The 19,878-nt window shown below is 44.3% G+C and carries 13 protein-coding genes and 1 other annotated feature; of the genes, 1 reads left to right on the top strand and 12 read right to left on the bottom strand.

Translation table 11 applies throughout. The features are described 5' to 3' along the window. Positions 1 to 57 precede the first annotated feature (57 nt). The 4 genes from tycA to KB186_RS00325 all read right to left on the bottom strand — a co-directional run bounded on the left by tycA (position 58) and on the right by KB186_RS00325 (position 7,003). The gene (gene tycA / locus KB186_RS00340; protein WP_173609246.1) at positions 58 to 3,336 is read right to left on the bottom strand and encodes a tyrocidine non-ribosomal peptide synthetase TycA; all 3,279 of its coding nucleotides are present in this window, start codon (positions 3,334 to 3,336) and stop codon (positions 58 to 60) included. A 649-nt stretch (positions 3,337 to 3,985) separates the two neighbouring features. Continuing rightward, positions 3,986 to 5,134: an AI-2E family transporter gene (locus tag KB186_RS00335; RefSeq protein WP_173609247.1), complete on the bottom strand. Its 1,149-nt coding sequence runs from the start codon at positions 5,132 to 5,134 to the stop codon at positions 3,986 to 3,988. A 258-nt stretch (positions 5,135 to 5,392) separates the two neighbouring features. Further along, a complete protein-coding gene (locus KB186_RS00330; RefSeq protein ID WP_173609248.1) occupies positions 5,393 to 6,583 on the bottom strand; it encodes an MFS transporter in 1,191 nt (396 codons plus the stop codon). A 3-nt stretch (positions 6,584 to 6,586) separates the two neighbouring features. Beyond that, positions 6,587 to 7,003 (bottom strand): MarR family winged helix-turn-helix transcriptional regulator, encoded by a 417-nt coding sequence (locus KB186_RS00325; protein WP_173609249.1) that lies wholly within the window; start codon positions 7,001 to 7,003, stop codon positions 6,587 to 6,589. A gap of 154 nt (positions 7,004 to 7,157) precedes the next feature. Here KB186_RS00325 and KB186_RS00320 point away from each other — a divergent pair, with 154 nt between their 5' ends. Beyond that, positions 7,158 to 9,272 carry a hypothetical protein gene (locus KB186_RS00320; protein WP_232772839.1) on the top strand — a complete coding sequence of 705 codons (2,115 nt, stop codon included), beginning with the start codon at positions 7,158 to 7,160 and terminating at the stop codon, positions 9,270 to 9,272. Between the two features lie 59 nt (positions 9,273 to 9,331). On the opposite strand, the gene tyrS is transcribed toward KB186_RS00320, so the two are convergent. The 8 genes from tyrS to KB186_RS00280 all read right to left on the bottom strand — a co-directional run bounded on the left by tyrS (position 9,332) and on the right by KB186_RS00280 (position 19,817). Next, positions 9,332 to 10,600, bottom strand: coding sequence for a tyrosine--tRNA ligase (gene tyrS / locus KB186_RS00315; RefSeq protein ID WP_255688258.1), 1,269 nt, complete (start codon positions 10,598 to 10,600; stop codon positions 9,332 to 9,334). Between the two features lie 58 nt (positions 10,601 to 10,658). Next, positions 10,659 to 10,888, bottom strand: a binding site (T-box leader). Positions 10,889 to 10,963: 75 nt separating this feature from the next. Continuing rightward, positions 10,964 to 12,499 (bottom strand): ATP-binding cassette domain-containing protein, encoded by a 1,536-nt coding sequence (locus tag KB186_RS00310; protein ID WP_232772838.1) that lies wholly within the window; start codon positions 12,497 to 12,499, stop codon positions 10,964 to 10,966. Positions 12,500 to 12,776: 277 nt separating this feature from the next. After that, the gene (locus tag KB186_RS00305) at positions 12,777 to 14,441 is read right to left on the bottom strand and encodes a DUF6138 family protein (protein ID WP_232772837.1); all 1,665 of its coding nucleotides are present in this window, start codon (positions 14,439 to 14,441) and stop codon (positions 12,777 to 12,779) included. A gap of 40 nt (positions 14,442 to 14,481) precedes the next feature. Then, positions 14,482 to 15,543 (bottom strand): suppressor of fused domain protein, encoded by a 1,062-nt coding sequence (locus KB186_RS00300; RefSeq protein WP_304502612.1) that lies wholly within the window; start codon positions 15,541 to 15,543, stop codon positions 14,482 to 14,484. A 147-nt stretch (positions 15,544 to 15,690) separates the two neighbouring features. Then, complete coding sequence (locus tag KB186_RS00295; protein ID WP_232772835.1) at positions 15,691 to 16,329, bottom strand: RNA ligase family protein; 639 nt, start codon at positions 16,327 to 16,329, stop codon at positions 15,691 to 15,693. A gap of 14 nt (positions 16,330 to 16,343) precedes the next feature. Then, complete coding sequence (locus tag KB186_RS00290) at positions 16,344 to 17,306, bottom strand: AAA family ATPase (protein WP_173609253.1); 963 nt, start codon at positions 17,304 to 17,306, stop codon at positions 16,344 to 16,346. Positions 17,307 to 17,415: 109 nt separating this feature from the next. Continuing rightward, the gene (locus KB186_RS00285; RefSeq protein WP_232772834.1) at positions 17,416 to 18,234 is read right to left on the bottom strand and encodes a hypothetical protein; all 819 of its coding nucleotides are present in this window, start codon (positions 18,232 to 18,234) and stop codon (positions 17,416 to 17,418) included. Positions 18,235 to 18,341: 107 nt separating this feature from the next. Further along, positions 18,342 to 19,817 carry a protein adenylyltransferase SelO gene (locus KB186_RS00280; RefSeq protein ID WP_232772833.1) on the bottom strand — a complete coding sequence of 492 codons (1,476 nt, stop codon included), beginning with the start codon at positions 19,815 to 19,817 and terminating at the stop codon, positions 18,342 to 18,344. Between the last annotated feature and the right edge of the window lie 61 nt (positions 19,818 to 19,878).

Raw genomic sequence — 19,878 nt, 5'->3', positions numbered from 1 at the left:
TTTAAAAATGTAAGTTGGGAGCATGATTTTCCCCATGAAATTTTAGCAAGCGTTTCTCTAGTTAAGCGTATTGGCAAGTGCTTCGAAGATGTCGTCCATTTCTTCTATTTGAAGTCCTTTTAGACTAAAGTCACTGGGAGTCCGTTCGACTTCTTTTTTCTGCAAGCAATGGGTAATAATTGCCCGGAGATGTTTTTGATAGCTCTCACTCAATTGAAGGATGGACTCTTCTCTAAACTGCTCCTCACTGTAAGTAAACGTGATGAGAAGCTCCCCACCTTCCATTCTTCCTGTAATATTCAAGGAGGTATAAATCTCCGAATCGGGACTCAGATTGTTCTTCCCATCGGCACCGAGTGAGTTGCCTGAACTATAAGGAGAACGGGTAAACATTTCACTGTTAAGTCCTGAGTCAAACTGACCCAAATAGTTAAACGTCACTTCAGGTTGCAAGGAAAAGGACAAGGAACTTCGTTTTTCAGGTTTTGTCATATATTTTAAAATTTCATAGCCAATGCCTTTATTAGGGATCTTCCTCAGGTTTTCTTTCGTGCATTTGATATGGTCAGGCAAGTGATTCATTTGACTCAAATCTAGTAAAACAGGATATTGGGACGTGAACCATCCGATTGTTCTTGTCACGTTAGCGTGTTCGATCACATCCTCGCGCCCGTGCCCTTCCAGATTAATCACGATTTGGTCAAGCCTGCTCCACTCTGCAACAGCCAACCCCAACGCTGCCAGTAACAAATCATTGATTTCTGTTTGATAAGCAGAATTTGCCTGCTTCAACAACTGTTCGGTTTCCTCTGCTAACAATCCGACCTGTATGTTTCGGATACTTTTCTGTTTGCAGCCGACCGTTTCATAGTCTTTTGGAAGGGAAGTATGCCTAGCTCCGGATTCAAGATTCTCCCAATACGGGATTTCTCTGATCAATGCATCACTATTCGCATACTCGTTCAGCCACACTGCCCAATTTTTAAAAGAATCTGTTTTTTCTGGGAGAACGATATCTTTTCCTGCTAGTGCCTGACTGTATGCAGTTGCTAGATCCTCAAACAGAATGCGCCAAGAGATTCCATCCATGACTAAATGATGGATAGCCAAAAACAAATGATCGCCTTGAAGCGTATGAAACAAAGCTGCCTTTACCAACTGTCCCTCTTGTAAATTCATACTGCCATGCAACCGTCTCGTCTCTTCTTCGATTGCTTGCTGGACATCCGAATGAGTGGTCAGATCATATTGAAGGAATTGGTATAATTCACTCACCAATCCACGATTCTGTTGAACGATCCTACCATTCTCGTTTCGATAGATCATACGGAGCGCGTCATGATGAGAAAGGATTTTATCCAAGGCCTTTCGGATGGCTTCAGGATCAAATCCCTGTTCGCGATACAGCACATAGGATTGATTCCAATGGAACATATTCGTAAAGTTCTTTTCAAAGAACCATTGTTGAATTGGTGTTAAGTTAACAGTGCCTTCGACGATTCCCTGTTCGCTTCTCCTCGTCGTACTTTTGACATAAAGAGCAACCTGCGAAATTGTCGGGTAATTCAGCAAATCTTTCGTGTCTAGTTTTCGTTGATAGGCATGTAAACGAGCAGCGACCTGGATCGCTTGTATGGAATCCCCACCGAGTGAGTAAAAATTGTCGCGAATCCCAATTTTCTCGATTCCTAATACCTCTTGCCATACGTTTGCAAGAATCGCTTCTGTCTCATTTCTGGGAGGTTCGTATGCTGGATTTGTCTCAGAAGTAATATCGGGTTCTGGCAATGCTTTTCGATCAATTTTGTCATTCGGCGTAAGCGGCATTTTATCCAGCTTCACGAAATAAGAAGGAAGCATGTACGCAGGAAGCTTTTGAGCCGCATATTCTCTGATCTGCGCAGGAGTTACTTCCAGTTGCGAAATAAAATAAGCGCACAAATAGGGTTGAGCGTGTTGGTCTTCTCTAGCGATTACCACTGCCTCTTTTATTTGTTCATGTTTCAGTAAGACAGACTCGATTTCTCCTAACTCAATCCGATGACCCCTGATTTTCACCTGATGGTCGATTCTGCCGAGAAATTCGATTTCTCCAGTCGGCAACCATTTGGCCAGGTCTCCTGTCCTGTACATCTTCTCTCCTGGTACAAACGGGTTATCCACAAATTTTTCGGCGGTCAAGTCTGGACGATTCCAATATCCTCTTGCTAAGCCTACTCCACCTATGCATAATTCACCTTCACTGCCAATTGGCTGAAGTTGCAGCTCTTCATTGACAATATAAGCGGATGTATTTTGAATCGGTTTACCGATTGGGATCGTCTGGTTGAGAAGCACATTGGAAGGCGCCTCCCATATTGTCGCGCAAATGCTTGTTTCTGTAGGTCCGTATGCATTCACGTACCTGACTTTGTTTTTCCATTTATTCACTAAAGGGAAGTTAGCAGCTGAACCTGCCGTAATCATGATGCGAAGAGTAGTAATATGCTCTGGGGTGAGGTGCGTCAAATAAGTGGGTGGCAACGTGATGATGGTCAATTCATTTTCATTTACATAGTTTTCAAAACTGATGAAATCATGAATCGTCTGCTTGGAAAGGATATAGAGGCTGGCACCGGTTAATAAAGCCATGAACATTTCCCATACCGATGCGTCAAAAGACATGCTGGCAAACTGCCCAATCCTGTCTGCAGGTGTTACACCAAACGTATTTTGAAAGAATGATTGCAAATTCGCGATCCCTTTATGCTCCAGCATGGTTCCTTTCGGTTTGCCGGTTGTGCCTGAAGTATAGATGACATACGCCAAGTCAGTAGGTTTGCTTGGCAAGTCAAGGTTGGAATCTGAGCGAGAATCCAACTGTTCTTCCTCGATTACCACTACAGGACCACGGTATCCGACGTCGTATACAAGTTGGCTGACACTTTTCTGGGTGATGACGATTTTGGTTTGACTGTCTTGTAGGATATATTGAATCCGATCACGGGGATATTCGATATCGATGGGAACATACGCTCCGCCAGCCTTGAGGATGGCCAGAATAGCCGTAACATTTTCAATGGATTTTTCCATCATTACACCGACAATGCTGTCTGTTGTAATCCCTTTTTCGATCAGTGCTCTTGCTAATTGATTGGCCTTCCTGTTGAGCTCCTGGTAAGTTAAGCGCTCATTTTCATAAACGATGGCAACTCGGTGCGGCACAGCCTCTGCCTGCTCCTCGAACAACTGATGGATCGACTTATCCTGGGGATAATCCGCCTTTGTATTATTAAACAAGGCTACCTGTTCTTTTTCCCACTCCAAGTCGATAAGATTGGCCTGATTTGCTAACATATGTCCCCTCCGATAATTGGCAAACTTTTGTCTATCATGAAGTACGACAATACAATGAAATGGCCAAACAAGTAAACGAAGCTACAAGGAAATGGTCTGCTAAAACTGAAGATGGAGCCTCAGTGACGAATGGATCATGTTAGCCCCCCTCTCATCAACACCATTTAATATAATGGCCAATTGTAACAAAATATGTGGGTTTTTGTATCTTTTTTGTAAGTATTACCCATCTTCATATTACTATGGTCATGAACCAATTTTCACCTACAAATTTTCCACGATTTTACACTTTTTCACAATGGGAATAATTCCCTGTTTGCTCCATGCAGTTTTCAGGACAAAAGTCACCTTCCATTTTTGGTCAAAACATGTGCTCTGCTACTCTTACCTGGAAACAAATGTGCTGGCCTGCACACCTCCTTACAATCCAGCAGAATAACGTATTCTTATGCACCTGTTTGAGAAACTGTTATTCATTATAACAGAGAGTGTTTTGGAAATCAGTTAAAAAATAGGTAATTTTTGTTATTTGTGTTACTTTTTACCCAACCATTCTCCCATCCCTAAAAAAGGCTCACACTTTCTGGGTTCATTCGAAAGTGTGAGCCTTTTGATTTACGATTTCATGGAGGAATCGAAACGGTGGACACTATTCTTTCAGGGAAATATTCTTGTCCTTCAGTCGCTTGTTCGTCGTACTTCTGACGAGCGTATATATGACAGCAAAAGCAGGGATTCCAAGCAGCATTCCCATTAGCCCGAACAATGCTCCCCCAACCAATAAGGCTATTATCACCCATAAGCCATCCAATCCGATTGAATTACCTACCACTCTTGGATAGATAAAATTCCCTTCAATTTGCTGCAAGACAAGAATAAAGGCAATGAACCAAATAGCCTTGACTGGATCGATCATTAGAATGATAAAGGCACTCGGAATCGTCCCGATATAAGCACCAAAAATCGGAATGATGCTCGTAACACCAATGATCACACTCACAAGTAATGCATAAGGCATGTGAAATGCCCACATTCCCACAAAACAAAGCCCGCCAAGAATGAGAGCCTCTGTTAGCTGGCCTGAAATAAAGCCACTAAATGCGCGATTGGTGATTTGTCCAATTTCTACAGCCCGATCCGCCTTTGCTTTTGAGGAATAGGCATAGACGAGTTTTTTCGCAATGAGCGTCAACTTTTCCTTATGGAGGAGCAAATAGACGGACAACATTAGTCCCATGATGACATCGATAAAACTAACGGTAAACATTTTCGTGTACGTCAGTAATACTGGGATGGAAGTCAGGAAAAAATGGCCTAACTTATTTACAATTTCATTCCACTTCTCCATGAGTGGATTCCATAAATCGCCGGACAAGTTAAACCTCTCTGCAAAACCGTCGACGAAAGCCTTTAATGATTGCATGTCATTCGGAATACTTGCCGCAAGCATGGAAATACTCGTCAGAAGCTGAGGGACAATAAACCACATGAGAAATGTAAAAAATACCAGGACAGTCGCAAGGGTTAACAGGATTGAAAAAGGACGTCTTACTTTCAACCAGATTCGATTGTTGCCGCGGTTAAGGGGGGAGAAAAGTCTTTCTTCATAAAATCTCATTAAAATGTTCAAGATGAAAGCAATGGCAATCCCATAAATCACAGGATCTAATAAGTCAAATATTTCATAGACAAATGACTTTACCTCAGGAAAATTCCATACCACAGCAAACAGCAATACGGTGTAAGTCGCGATCATTATGTATTTCTTTATATCTCGCCAGTGTACTTTCTCCATCATTTTCCGGATGACTCCTAATCTTTGTGAGTTCTAAGTTGATCTGTTTGTTCATAAACTTTTCCATTACTATGTCCACCCAAAAGTATACTATGTTTTTTAGCTGTACGTAATTATTTTTCCACTTTCACTAAAACTCCCCACGAACTTATCACAATCATGCGTATCAAAACATACTGAAAAAATATAACAGGCTACCACTTAGGGCAGCCTGCCTATCTTCTATAGGGGGATTAACTCCCCTTTTTTTACTTGGGTGAGTTACGTAGCACGTATCAATTCCCGATCCCGTTTGCCGTGTAGCCAGTGATAAAGCGGGATACTGAAAAGGATAAAGGCAACCATCCCGCTGAAGATCATGCGATATCCTGTGTGTGGTACGATAAATCCGAGCAGATAGGGCCCGATTCCTAATCCCAGATCATACATAATGTAGTAAGTAGAGGTAGCTAATCCAAAGCGATGCGGAGCTGTCACCTTCACAGCTACCGTTTGGGCAATGGAGTTAAAGTTACCGAAGCCTACTCCAATCAATGCAGCGGATAACAGCAGCATCCAGGAAGTCGAAGCTTGACTGAATATAAGCATCCCGGCAGCAAATATCACCAGGCTGGGGTAAGTCACGATGTTCGCCCCTCTTGCGTCCATTAGCTTCCCTGAGAATGGTCGCGAGAGAATAATGACAATGGCATACACCAAAAAGAAATAACTCGAAGCTGAGGTGAGATTAATTTCTTCCGCATAAAACGAGAGAAATGACAAGACACCCGAATAGCTGAAGCCGATTAATAAAGCGACGAATGAAATCGGTAAGGCTTTGGGCTCGATGAATTTCGAAAGCAGAGAACCTTTTGCTTCCTCTTTTACACTTGTGGAAGGAAGCGGAACATTGATTTTTGCCATCGCATAAAACAGCAAACAAATCAGGGAAAACACGACATTCAGCGTGAAGATCCAGGTGAAACCATTTTCAAGCCGCAATAAGATCATGCCGAGAAAAGGACCAATCGCAGTGGCTAAAATCGCACTTAAGCTGTAATAGCCAATCCCCTCACCCTTGCGAGATGCGGGCAAGATTTGGGCAATAATGGTACCTGTAGCTGTACTGGCAATACCAACGGCGATTCCTTGCAGCAATCGATTTACCAGTAAAAAGCTGGTATGGACGGCAAAAAAGTAAAGCAACGAGGTGACAGCAAAAAATCCCAACCCAATCCAAAGCGTTTTTTTCGTGCCAATATGACTTATGGCTCTACCCGTGAGTAGCCGCCCGATCAAAGCACCAATGATAAAGATACTGGAAACTAATCCGGCTAAACTGGTTGAAGCGTGAAATTCTGTTTTGGCATACGAAGCGATTGTAACCATTAGTAAAAAATACATAAGTGTCAAAAGAAAATTGATGAAAGAAACAATGACGAACTCTTTTGTCCAAAGCCTTTCCTTATTCACTGCTTACCCTCTTCTCTTTAGGTTCATGATAAGTTTTTCTAATACTGTGGCTGCTGCGTCTCTTTCTTCTTGTGTGATGCCCTCCATTACTTCTTCCAAGAATGGATCAGTCGCTTCCATGATCGTTTTATATAGCGCTTCACCTTTCTCAGACAAGCACATAATTTTTTGCCGTTTGTCTTCACCTGATAAAATTGAAATCATTTCACGCGCAGCTAATTTTTGCGCAATAGGTGTAATCGCCGGCTTCTCTACTTGCCAATAATCGGCAACGTCGCTAAAAGTAGCCGAACCGTTATTTTTGAGATAACGAATTAACGCCCATTGCGTGACGGATATACCGAATGGAAGTAATTCCTCTTGCAATTGGTTATTGTATACACGATGTGTGAATGCGACTTTTGAAAAGAATGGGTACATGTTACGCTCCTTATCATTAGTTAATTAATTTAATTAATTATAAAATTATATATCTTTCCTTGCTGTTTGAGAAGGTCTAAATCAAGATGGGTTACCTTGTGGCTTTTTCCTCACACATTCGTCTAACCTATATCATCATACAAAGGAGAAAATCATGCTGGAAAAAAGGTTCTTCGCTATTCACTTCCTATTATTGCTTTTCTTCGTACTTTCTTTTCCAATCCCTACGCTTGCGAAGGAATCGTCCATTCAAAATCTGTATTATGTATTTGGCTGGGATGAGAAAGGCAATGTCCGCATTACTGATTTGGTAAAAAACGAAATCCTCTCTTCCATTCAGTACCAAGCTGAATATGGCACCATTTATAATGCGATGACTCCTTCCCTTCCGAATGGTTCCAATCAATTAACGTTGGATCAAAGCCCACCATTTCAACCAGGCGCGGCCATCGAAATTCGCTCAGAATCGTTTGGCGGTAGAATGAATGCTCCGCTTGTCCATCAGGCGAAAGTTACTGCCGTCCGAGGAAATGATTTGTATTTCTCTCCACCTACGACGAAAGTGATCGACAGGAACATTTTTATCAAACGGGGCAGCCACTGGGTTCGTAAATGGGATGACGTAAAGGTGGAACACCAGGAAACCGCTACTGGTAACACAGTCATTGTCACAGGTCATACTCCGATTGCAGTGGTTACAATACAATATGCATTGCAAAAAAACAGCCCAGCCATCGATATCACCGTAAAAACCACCTATAAGCGAGAGGCAAAGGTTTTTCGTGAAGCCTTCGCCCTGCAATTCAAGCCAAATGTGACAGAGGTATATCGCAAGAATCGGAAAGTGGACGCACAGAAATTCCAACCTTCTTACTGGCTGGATCACCAAGGCGCGAAATTTGGTCAAGGAAAGCAAGCAGCTTTTTTGTACCATGCCCCCAACGTGTCTTCACTTGAATTGAATACAACGCAAAAACAGCTCATCGTGAATCTGGATCACATGAACGATCACAGATACGTACAGCAAGGCTCTACGAATCAAGTCGGAAAAGTCCGCCACGCTTCCGAATATCGCGCAAACGAAGAACGGACGAATTCTTTCTCGCTGGTAGTTGGGTATCAACCAAAGCTCATGCCGCGTTTTATGAGCCAGCCTTCTGGTTTTTTGGCGACTCATGTATGGACAGAGCATGCTGACGAGCAGACGCTGCAAACGAATCGAGCTGTTTATTTCGGCTCCGAGAGGATTACATCGTCGGCACAAGCAACAGGCGGTTTTGTTAAACACCGGATTCCGGTTACAAAAAGCGTATTTTACTCGAATCCGTATTTTCAAGCGAAATTGCCTGTCAATGTCGCCATTGCGCAAAGCCCTGAATTTTTGCAGTTTCTGAATGATCTGAATCGGAACGGTGATGAAATTGGGCTACATACCCTCTATCCATACGAAATCAGACACTATCAAAAGACGACGGAAGATGCATTGCAGGTAATGAAAGATCACTTCCGGAGCCGTACCTGGATTGACCATGGGTATTTGAAGACCAGCTTTGCGTTTAACGCGCTCGACAACCAGACTGCGAATTACTTGGCGCATCAGTGGAAAAAATACGGCACATCGTATTTTTGGCACTACAGCTCAGAAGATATCGCGAATCCGAATAATGGTCTCGATCTGTACCAATCCCAAAGAGGCGACTCCCTGCGCACTCCGCTCTATTGGTCGCACCCGACAGTGACAGGCCCGTTTTATTCATGGTCGGCTGCCACCATTCCAGAAGATTCACTTTATCTGTATCGGAAGCAAAATCTCCAGCAGCTCATTCAAAACCGTGGAGTTTTTATCAACCATACCTACTTGGCAAGATTTCCATCCAACAAGCAGGGCGGGAAATTTGTCATTCGAGATGCCCAAGGAAACTGGATCATCCATCCCGATTTTGACCGCTTGCTAAAGCGAATGGAAGTTCTGCGAGACCAAGGAAAATTGCATTTGACAACCGTACGTGAAATCATGGATTATTGGCTCGCCCTCTCTCAAGTCAGATTGGAATATGCACCAAACGGCTCTATCGTTCTGCACAACGATGGTACGCAAAAGATTTCTGGTCTTTCCATGGCGACAAAAGCTTCGGAAGTTTATGTGAACGGGATGAAGCCGTCGCAAAAGAAAGCGGATGGCGATCTTATCTTTTGGTTCGATCTGGAGCCAAATGCAGTTGCCGTTATTGCTGCGAACAAAGTAGATAGTACTTCACATCCGAAATAAATCCCACAAATACAAAGAAGCTTCCCTAGTGGGTCTAGGGAAGCTTCTTATTCCTTTATCTATTGAGACAATTTTACCAAGCTGTAGTTTTTCTTACCTTTGCGGATAATGATGAAGCGACCGCCGATAGCAAGGCTTGGCGTTACTTCCAGTTCCAGATCGGTAACACGTTCACCATTCATGGAGATAGCGCCTTTTGTAATATCCTCACGTGCTTGACGTTTGGATGGCTCGATGCCGACCTCAACGAGCCAGTCGACAATGTTCTTCGTTTCGAGGGTAGATTCGAATGTCGGCATTTCTTTGAAGCCTTGCTCGATCTCATCTGCCGACAGCGATTTGATATCTCCAGTAAACAAAGCTGCTGTAATGCGCTTCGCCTGCTCCAGCAATTCCTCGCCGTGCACAAATCTCGTCATTTCCTCTGCCAGCGCTTTTTGCGCCTCGCGTTTATGTGGCTCGGTCTGTACTTTTTCAGCCAGCTCTTCAATTTGTTCCTTGGAGAGGAACGTAAAGTATTTCAAGTATTTCACAACATCGCGGTCATCGGTATTCGCCCAGAATTGGTAGAATTCGAATGGTGTTGTTTTATTTGGATCAAGCCAGATGGCTCCTCCTGCTGTCTTCCCGAATTTCGTGCCATCTGCCTTCAGCATCAGAGGAATAGTGAGACCGAATGCTTTTGCTTCTGGTCCTTCTTTTTTGCGGATCAGATCGAGACCGCTCGTGATGTTACCCCATTGGTCGGAACCGCCGATTTGCAGTTGAACATCTTCATGTTTGTACAGATGCAGGTAATCCAGGGATTGCAGAATTTGATAGGAAAACTCCGTAAACGAAATGCCGCTTTCCAGTCTGCTCGATACGACATCCTTGGCAAGCATCGTATTGATGCTGAAGTTTTTCCCGTAATCCCTCAGAAATTCAATGACATTGATTTTGTGCGTCCAGTCGTAGTTGTTCACCAAGCGAATTTGGTTGTCGCCATCTGTAATGAACAGCTTTTTCATCTGCGCGGTGAGTTTGTCGACGTTCTCCTGAATCTGTTCCAGTGTTTGCAAAGAGCGCTCGGATTGACGGCCGCTCGGATCGCCAATCGTACCTGTTGCACCACCGATCAAAATGACCGGACGATGACCAGCGAGCTGAAAGCGTTTCAGTACCATGAAAGGAATCAAGTGACCGATATGCATGCTGTCACCTGTTGGATCGACACCACAATATAACGAGACTGCTTTTTCATTCGTTAATTCTCGCAGCCCTTCTGCATCTGTTTGCTGATTAATGGCTTCGCGCCATTCGAGTTCGTCGATAATATTCACTGCCATACACTCCTTCAATCTCCTATGGTAAAAAAACAAAAAATCGCCCCTTGTCTATTGTAGACATAGGGACGATTGAATAACCGTGTTACCACCCATCTTGCACCAATGGACCCAAGCGCTTGCGCAGGCCATTCATGCCACTCGTAGCGAGTTATCGTTCGCGATTCCGCTCGGCATTACCCGAGATACTCCAGAGTGTAATTCGCTCGCTTATTGTGTACCGGGTTCCATCAACCCCCGGCTTTCTAGGACAGGGAATAAGCTGCTACTGGGCTCTTTCAACGTATGTTTCATATGAAATTAAAGTCAGTATATTGAATTCAAATAGCAATGTCAACCATGTAGCAAGGATTCCGCCACGATCCCTTATTTTATTTTCGTAAGACCGTTGGAGGTTAGTTCATAAACAGTTGTTGCGACCTCATGCAAATACCGTCGATCATGCGAAATACTGATAATCACACCGTCAAAAGCCGTTAACGCCCGGCACAGAACAGGAGTCGTCAAAGGACTGAAGTTTCGGGTCGGTTCATCCAATATCAAGATTTCGCACTGATCCAAAATCATTTTTAACAGGAGCAATTTCGCTTTCTGTCCCCCAGACAAGTTTTGAATGGGTTGGTGCATCTCATCTTTTGTAAATTTCATACTGCCTAAATGCGTATACGCTTTTGTGATCGCTTCTTTATTCCCGGTTCTTTCCAGGTACGCAATCGGTGTTTTGGTCGAATCCAGTTGTTCTTCATAATTTTGGGGCATATACCCGATCTTTAATGACGAGTGCTGGACTAGCTCATCCATGATCTTTTTCAACAACGTCGTTTTTCCGATCCCATTTTCCCCAATAATCGCGACTTTTTCTGGCCCGTTAATCGATAAATGAATCTGTTTCGATAGCTGATTGTTCGCTATTTGCAGGACTTCCAATGAAAAGTCGAGGATTTGTTTACTGCCAGGCACATGTACCTCAGAATCAAATCGGAATTCGCTTGCTTCTTCCACACTCGGAGCCTCTACAAACGTTTCCGATGCTTTCTCCATGCGCTCTCTTTGATTTTTCAAAGACTTGATCTTCTTTTGCAGACGTGGATTTGAGCGGGACACGTTCCGATGTTGATGCTCTGCCTTATTCCAAACGTCGTGCCATTTCTCCATTTGCTTTTGATGATCAGAAACTTGCTTTCTGGCTATCTGTTCTTGTTTGTTCAGGTGGCTCTCGCGATTCGCAATGTAATTTTCATATGGCTCTCTTGAAAAAGTATATTTGGGTACTTGTTTACGCTTCGTCAGCTCCATATGAAGGATACCGTTTGCTGTATTCGCAATAAATGTTTCGTCATGCGATACATATAGGACAGGAAGCGATGTTTGTTGAATAAACTCTTCCAGCCATTCCATCGTTTGAATATCCAAATCATTCGTGGGTTCGTCTAGCAATAAAACGTCAGGATTCTGTGCCAGCAGACTTAAAAAGCGGTATTTGAAACTCTCACCACCTGACAGAACACCCATCTTTTTATCTGAATCCAATACATGAATGCCGAGGTCATCCATCGCCCTCACCAGTTCTTTGCTCCATTGATTTTCGACAAAAAACTCGGCGATGGTCCATTGTTTTTCTTCGCCCGATAGCTCCTGTGCAAGAAATCCCATGGAACAATCGTTTCGCAGCACGTTACCTGCAAATGTGCAATACTCGGCAATCATTTGTTCCGCGTATATCAACTTTAATAAGCTGCTTTTTCCATTTCCCTCTTCCCCGATGATGGCTATCTTGTCACCGGTTTGCAGGGTCAGATGCAAATTTTGAATGAGAGTCCTGTCGTCTTTTTTGGTGGTAATCGTGATATTGTGCAGTTCAACCATGTGGATTCCCCATTTCGTTTTTACGTTTCTCGTCATTTACTCCTTGTTCATCTGTATCACCCCCTTTTTTGACAACAAAAAAAGATGCTCCTGTCCAATAAACAGAAGCATCTTGCTCTCGTAATAGAAATCGCTATATGAAAAATAGATCATACAGGAATTCAAGCTATACATTTGCGGGTGAATTTGGCTTCTTGTTTATTTATTATGGGATTGGCTTTTCCAATAAATAAACAATTGCGCAAATGATTCACCCTCCGTTCCATGAAGTTGACTTCAATATAGCATGGCCTTCTAAATATTGTCAATGTAGCTATTCGACCAAGGCTAGCAATTGTCCGAGCTTGTCCTTGATGGGGGAAGATTCCTTTTTTACCACCTGTGCGAGCTTCTTATTCCCACCAAAAAGACGATAAATAACGGTTTCCCGCTTGTAATCTTCCAGCGCTGCAAGCTCCTCTATAAGCGCATCCACCAGTTCTGCACGATCGATGGTGACATTTTTCAAAGGCTTCGCCGAATCACTACTGCCAAGCACCAGAGAGACGAGTACGGGGATATTCTCTACGGTTACACCATGCGCCTCCATAAAAGCTAAAGCAAAATCGTCCTGAGCAGACTGATGCTCCGTGTCGACCATCTCCATATAGCGACGAAAGAGTGGAAAAAAATCGCTGCTAGACAAGCCGAGAGCCAATACCGCATAGGTACCAGGCATCACGGATTTCTCGCTTGGCTCTACATCCCCGTACCACGCGAACTCCTCCATCGCAAGCTCGGCATATTCTGCGATTTTCGGATATAACGCAGGATAACGGGACGCATTGGCAAAAAACTGATGGAGACCTGACTTCGCCAGCTTTTTTACTTGGAAGTAATTCTTTTCGCTGCTCTTCAGCTTGAGCTTGTACCCTTTGGGAAAGCCTTCACGCAAAAGGCCGTTGATAAAATCAATGGCTTCACCGTAGGCAGCTTCTTCCTCCGATACGATACGGATGTCGATCGCTTGTAAAACGTCATTGGCCATTGCTTGAATCAGGCTGCTTTTATACTCGTTTTCAAAGCGACCACTGCCCCGTTTTACATAGTCCACAGCTCGCTTGGAGCCAAGCTGAACAGCGAGGTCCAGGTACTTCTTGCGGGTATCCGGCTCCTTGTTACCTATTGCGAGAGCGACGTACAGGAAAAAGTCCAGCTCCTCTGTTTTTGGTTCCTGACGCTCCTGCTCGGGTTTCAAAATCCAATCCAATCCATAATGCCCGGTACGATCAAAAAATTCGACTAAAAAACGCTCATCCGCCCAGCCTTTTAAAGCCAAAGTATAGTGGTATGTCCACGAATCACTGCGTTCTTTGTTGGAGCGCAGCTTTTCGCTAAGACGCTGGATGAGTGGTTCGACAAGCTCCTGCTTTTGTTCCATCAAATCGGGATTGACGAGGCAATGAGCGAAGAAGAAATCGTCTCTTTCTTTCGGACGTACAGGAAGCTCCGCTTTAATTTTTGTTTCGATAAATTGATCCAGTACTTGTTTTAGACTCTCGCGTTTTCGCTCGTTTATGAAATGGCGAGCATGGCATTGCACCGATTGTTTCCACTCAAATTCGAAAACAAGCTCGAAGCGGTAATTAAAAAAGTGAGAATCATAATCGGTGGAATGGAACAGGGATTCCATTCGATCACACAGTGCGGGGAAAAACTCATTCATGAGCATTTCCTCTGTAAGCTCCTCGATATAAGAGCCAGCATCGTATTTGTACGAGTCGTCACTCCAACTGAAAGGTTCGTGGACATCCACGTGGATTTTGCCATTGGCCCAATTGAGTTTTCCTTTTCTCCACGCCACTCTCAGGTAGTCTTTGACCCCCGCCTGCAGTAGACTCCAGTCTTTGATCTCTTTGATCCGCTGGTTCTCTTTTTGGTAAATTTCTTGGATAGAAGTCCATACTTCGTTTAGAAATGCTTCTGCTGCCTCATGCATTGACTGACTCTCCTCCTCGCAAAAAACAGCGCTGTCGCCTTTAACCGATGACCTTGACGACATTGCCCTCGCTATCGGTAATATTGGTTTTCACAATGTTGATGGCAATTCCTTTCAGGGAAGGAATCTCAAAGCTGCTTTCCTTTGGAAGCAACTGCTTGGTAAGCGCAATCGTTGTCGCATCATCGAGAACAAAGCGAATAACGTCCTCTCCTGGAATACATTCAGGATTGGCTCCTGACTCAAAGACAATGCGGACATCAGGTCCCAGCAGGCTCAGGCTTTCTCCTTTTCGCATACGTCCGCGGAGAATTTTTCCGATGACTTCCGCTTGCTTAGCTCCCAAGCTCAGGGTCGAAGGTGCTTTTTTCAAGAAGCCTTTTTTCCCTGGCTCCCAGCCAAGCTGGCTGACAAACAAATAGGCAGTGTTGGAGCCTTCTTGTTCCATTCCTTTTTGAACAGCATCAGAAACTGTAGAGTTGCAAAGGAGAGAATCACGCTCGAGATCGGTTATGTAGGAAGGCATATACGGCAAGCCAGATTGAAGCACACCACGTGTATTCCAAGCCATCATTGCATCGAGTTCATCACCAGTGATTCCTACCATTTGCAAAAATTGCACCCGCCCATTCGGCGTATCGATTTCGGCAAGCTGTGGGTCTGTGACAAAAGCGAGCGCAGTCAGTTGGGTATCGGCACCCAAGCATATCGGACCGTTTGCATCCAAATGATCACCTGCTTGAAAAACATTGCCCGTGTTGAATACGTAACGCCCCATATTTTGAAGCAAATTCAGCGCCCAGGCAGGCGGTTCCTCCTCGTCGTCTTTACGAGCCAATCGAAACGTCAATTCAAAGCCAAAACCGCTTTCCTCTTCATTCTCGGACTCTTTTTCATACAGTTCAGTAAACCCATAAGTCACAAAATGCCAATGCGGGTAAGGCTCGTCCGCTTTGTAGGCGCTAATTCCATCTAATGGATCGGGACCACCCAGTGCATACGAGATAAGCGTGCCGTAATGTTTAGGCTCCTGCTCTCCATAAATCTTTCGCATCTCCTGATCAATGGCATCCCAGCCAGCTGACATCATTTCTTCATTCAATTCTTCGTTCATCTCTTCGTTCATTTCTCACGCCTCCTATGTAATGACTGTCTTAACAATAGCCAAAATGAAATTTGGATACTCTATTAGACGGTCAATACTACTTAGCAAATTACATCGTTCTCATTCCCTTCAATATCAAAGTCTTTAATATGTTTGTGCTAGCCCATTTGGAACGACTGGCTTCGATAACCAGTGCTGGTCGGTTTGCACATGATTTTTGCGCACAAACTTGGCGGCAGATTGTTTAAAATCTTCGTACGGAAACCTCTCCGTTACCCGTACCACGTACCCCTCTTGTTCTCCGCCGAAGGCAGATTGTTTGGTGTAGCAACTTTTTACGGTCTCTTCCTTCCAAATCCCTCTGTATAAGACAGGTGCTGTTTCTAAGCCCAGTAGTTCGGCCCATTCTACCGTTTCATCCCACGACAAGCATTCATTGTTTTCATTCCAGATCGAGAACACGTAGAAATAGCTCGTTAGGTATTCGTAGTAGATGGAGTGCAGCGCATATACGTTTTCCCCGCAAATTCTCCAGCCTTCCGGGATATGAAACGAAATCGTCCCGTGAAGCATCTTTACCCAATGTCTAGATGCGTGATCTTTGCTATCGAGTGACCTTGCATGGATATGATTTCGGTACAGCGTGGTATTTTCTCCATCCAGCTTTTCTGTTACGACTACTTGTTTCCCCTCGAAGTGACACACTGAACTCAAGATTTTATCGTCGTCGGTTCTACTTCTTGACCAGGGTAGATGAAAGGTTCTCGGATATTTTTTCAACAACGTTATTCACCTCCTTATTTGGCATAGGCATCTCCTTCCTTGAAGAAGTACAGCTTCCACAGGTACTCTTCGCCCAACAAATGATAAATCTCGGAAATATCTTGCTGAGTTCCATAGTTAATCTTCATGTGCATTTGAATCAGGTTGACGGCTTCGAAAATAAAATCATCTTCGAATCCTAATTCTTTTAAGAAATGACAAGCAATTTGCGCAGAAACATGCTCATGTCCGAAGTAGGAGTAATGGCCTTTCATCGGCTTGTAGGTTTTGCAAAATGGTTTTCCTGTATCGTGAAATAAGGCGACCACTTGCATGAGAAATTTGTCTTCTTCCGTGTAAAAGGCGTTTACATAATCGAAAACATGATAGGTATGCTTGCACAAAGGGTACTGATGATAAGGGTTTTCCTGATTAAATTGATACATCTCTTTGAAGATGGGAATGGCATTCAACCTTTCAAACAGCTCTTCATAGGAGGGTTCTTTTTGAAGCAATTGAACGAATTCTTCTTTTTCAATGGAATAAGGAACTGGCTCGTGCAAGAGATGAATGTGATCCCAGCCCTCATTCTTAATGGGAAAATGGAAGTTCTTCCGCATCTTCGCCAGGATGTATTCGTCTACGGTTCTCTTTCGGGATCGATTGCGCTCTAGGCAAACGGTATAGGGAACATCGACGTAATAGCATTCCTTCTGGACATCGGGAAATTTGGCAAGGACCTTCATTCTTTTCTCTCTGTCAATATTGGTTGCGTCTAAAATGACATTCTTTCCATTCGCCAGCTCCGTTGCGATTTTCGAATAGACCTCAAAAAATACTTGTGCTGATCTTTTTTGTTTTCGCTCGTCACCAAATAAGTTCTGACGAATTTCATCCGTAGACACGATTGTTGCCCGTTCCTTTTTGGCAATTTCTTGTGCCCACTTGCTTTTGCCACTGCCCGCAATGCCTGACAGGACGATTAATTTCTTTTTCACTTATATCTCACCTCCTTTCAATAAAAACAAACTTTCGACATGCTTTTCCAATATTATACACACTTCGCGTATTGATGGCACCCTTCTTTGTTCCTAGATTTTCCGTTCTTTACAGCCATGGGCCAAAGAAGTTCTGGATAGCTTGCTCGGAATAGCTATCTTCGCCGCGCCAATTTACTACGGCAAAAAAGTCGTTCTTCCCGCCACGCCCTGGTCTGTCCTTGCTTGGCGCCAAGATCCCGGCGGATGCAAGAATTTCCATGAAGACATCCCGTTCGTTTTTGCTAGATGCAAAGACACCATGGAGGCGCTTCTCCAATTGACGGGCGGCATCGGTTGGTTCACTGCTGGCAATGATGGCTAGCACCTGACGGAGAATTGCTACATCTTCTTCCTGTACGGAAAGATTTTCTTCCTTGCTTAACAGCTCCAGATCAAGCATGAGGTACGGTAGATAGTTTAGGCGGATACCTCCCCACTTGATTCTTTCAAAATTCAAAACGTTCAAATCTTCTTCGGTATATAACTCTCGTCCAGCGATATAATAACGGTCGCACTTATGGCAGTCTCCGTACATGGCGAAATAGGTGCCGTTTTCTGGATTTGTATACTTGCCGACGTTACTTTCGAAGTCATGGGCTTTTAAAGACTCTGTCAAAGCCCAGCTAGACAAGGCGCTGCGCAGGTACACCTTTCGCGTCGAGAGACTGTGCAAAAATGCAGCGGCGGCTTGTTCTTTCGTCACTTTTTTATGCAGAGTAATGATTTTGTCTATACACTCTTCGTGACTAATTGTCTGCAGATCAAACATGAGACCTTTGCTTTTGGCGTATTCAAAATCTGCTCCCGAAAAATCGTATGGGCGACTCTTCCACCCGTTGCTGCTCCAAAATGTTTTCATCAAGATTTGCTTTGCTTTTTTATCCATAAAGCAATTGCTCCTTTTTTCTTCAGCTTCCCATATTTTAGCGCGAATCCGACGTATGAAAAAAGAGTCCAACATGTGAAAGATCGTTGGACTCTGATTGCATACTATCATGTACCGCAAAACGTTTGGTAAGGACATGCCGATTCCGCTGGTAAAGTCGTGTATTCTACCTGTTCAGGCGTGTACGCATATGGATTGGAAAGGACCTCCAGGAGTCGTTCCATCACCGTGTAGTCGCCCTCTTTCCACGCTGCTTCCAATGCTTCTTCTACACGATGGTTCCGTGGGATGATTGCCGGGTTGCTCTTTTTCATTACCAGTTGTGCCGCAGCGGTGTCCTCTGGCTGTCTTGTTAGTCGTGCTTTCCACTGCTCGTGCCATTCCGTGAATTCGCTCGTGCCAAACATTGCAGTTTCTTCTGGTTGATTAAGCGTGAAAGCACGGAATGTATTCGTATAGTCAGCATGGTGGTCCTTCATCATGTTGAGCAGACCTTCGATCAACGCTTCGTCTTGCTCCTCTTCGTTGAACAATCCGAGCTTTGCCCGCATTCCTGTGAGCCAATGGCTGTGATACAGTTTGCTAAATTCGGCAAGTGCATCTTCGGCCACTTTTACAGCCTGCGCTTCATTTTCATGCAACAACGGCAATAAGCTTTCCGCAAAACGAGAAAGATTCCACATAGCAATGTACGGCTGATTTCCGTAAGCATACCGACCCTGAACGTCAATGGAGCTAAATACAGTTGCAGGGTCATATGTGTCCATAAAAGCGCAAGGACCGTAATCAATCGTTTCGCCGCTGATTGCCATGTTGTCGGTGTTCATGACTCCGTGAATAAATCCTGCGAGTTGCCACTTGGAAATCAGCGCAGCCTGACGCTGGATGACTTCCTTCAGTAAGAGGAGGTAGCGGTTTTCTTCTGCTGCGATCTTTGGAAAATGTCTTTGCAACGTGTAATCAGCCAACGCACGGAGATCTTCTATGGAGCACCATCTTGCCGCGAATTGGAACGTCCCTACTCGGATATGACTGGCAGCGACACGCGTCAAAATAGCACCAGGCAGCTCGGTTTCGCGATAGACAGACTCGCCCGTTGTCACTACTGCAAGGCTCCGCGTAGTAGGAATTCCGAGTCCATGCATGGCCTCGCTAATGATGTATTCGCGCAGCATCGGGCCAAGGGCTGCTCTACCGTCACCGCCGCGTGAATAAGGTGTTCTGCCTGAACCTTTCAGTTGGATATCAAAGCGCTCGCCGGAGGGTGTAATTTGTTCACCAAGAAGAAGAGCCCTGCCATCGCCTAGCATGGTAAAATGACCGAATTGGTGTCCCGCATATGCTTGGGCAAGAGGCATTGCGCCTTCTGGGGTTTTGTTTCCCGCAAGCATGGCTATGACTTCTTCGCTTTGCAGAGCTTCGACATTCAGCCCAAGCGTTTTTGCCAAACGTTCATTGAGAATGGCTAGTTTCGGCGATCGTACAGGAGGTGGATTGAGCCTGGAAAAAAACGATTTTGACAGCGTTGTATAGCTGTTATCAAAATTCCATCCCGGTTCGATTGTTGCTTTTTTGTCTGTCATTGGATCTCCTTTTATCGATTGGCGTTATTTACATGGACGTAACGTACACATGATACATTTT

The organism is Brevibacillus sp. AF8 (assembly GCF_021270385.1).
GTDB lineage: Bacteria > Bacillota > Bacilli > Brevibacillales > Brevibacillaceae > Brevibacillus.
Note: the sequence above shows the minus strand (reverse complement) of the source record. Positions and strands in the feature narration are given on the sequence as shown.

What these genes read in the sequence shown, in the direction of transcription:
- tycA (WP_173609246.1), bottom strand. Translation starts at nt 3,336, where the DNA reads ATGTTAGCAAATCAGGCCAATCTTATCGACTTGGAGTGGGAAAAAGAA.
- KB186_RS00335 (WP_173609247.1), bottom strand. Translation starts at nt 5,134, where the DNA reads ATGATGGAGAAAGTACACTGGCGAGATATAAAGAAATACATAATGATC.
- KB186_RS00325 (WP_173609249.1), bottom strand. Translation starts at nt 7,003, where the DNA reads ATGTACCCATTCTTTTCAAAAGTCGCATTCACACATCGTGTATACAAT.
- KB186_RS00320 (WP_232772839.1), top strand. Translation starts at nt 7,158, where the DNA reads ATGCTGGAAAAAAGGTTCTTCGCTATTCACTTCCTATTATTGCTTTTC.
- tyrS (WP_255688258.1), bottom strand. Translation starts at nt 10,600, where the DNA reads ATGGCAGTGAATATTATCGACGAACTCGAATGGCGCGAAGCCATTAAT.
- KB186_RS00310 (WP_232772838.1), bottom strand. Translation starts at nt 12,499, where the DNA reads ATGACGAGAAACGTAAAAACGAAATGGGGAATCCACATGGTTGAACTG.
- KB186_RS00305 (WP_232772837.1), bottom strand. Translation starts at nt 14,441, where the DNA reads ATGCATGAGGCAGCAGAAGCATTTCTAAACGAAGTATGGACTTCTATC.
- KB186_RS00285 (WP_232772834.1), bottom strand. Translation starts at nt 18,234, where the DNA reads ATGGATAAAAAAGCAAAGCAAATCTTGATGAAAACATTTTGGAGCAGC.
- KB186_RS00280 (WP_232772833.1), bottom strand. Translation starts at nt 19,817, where the DNA reads ATGACAGACAAAAAAGCAACAATCGAACCGGGATGGAATTTTGATAAC.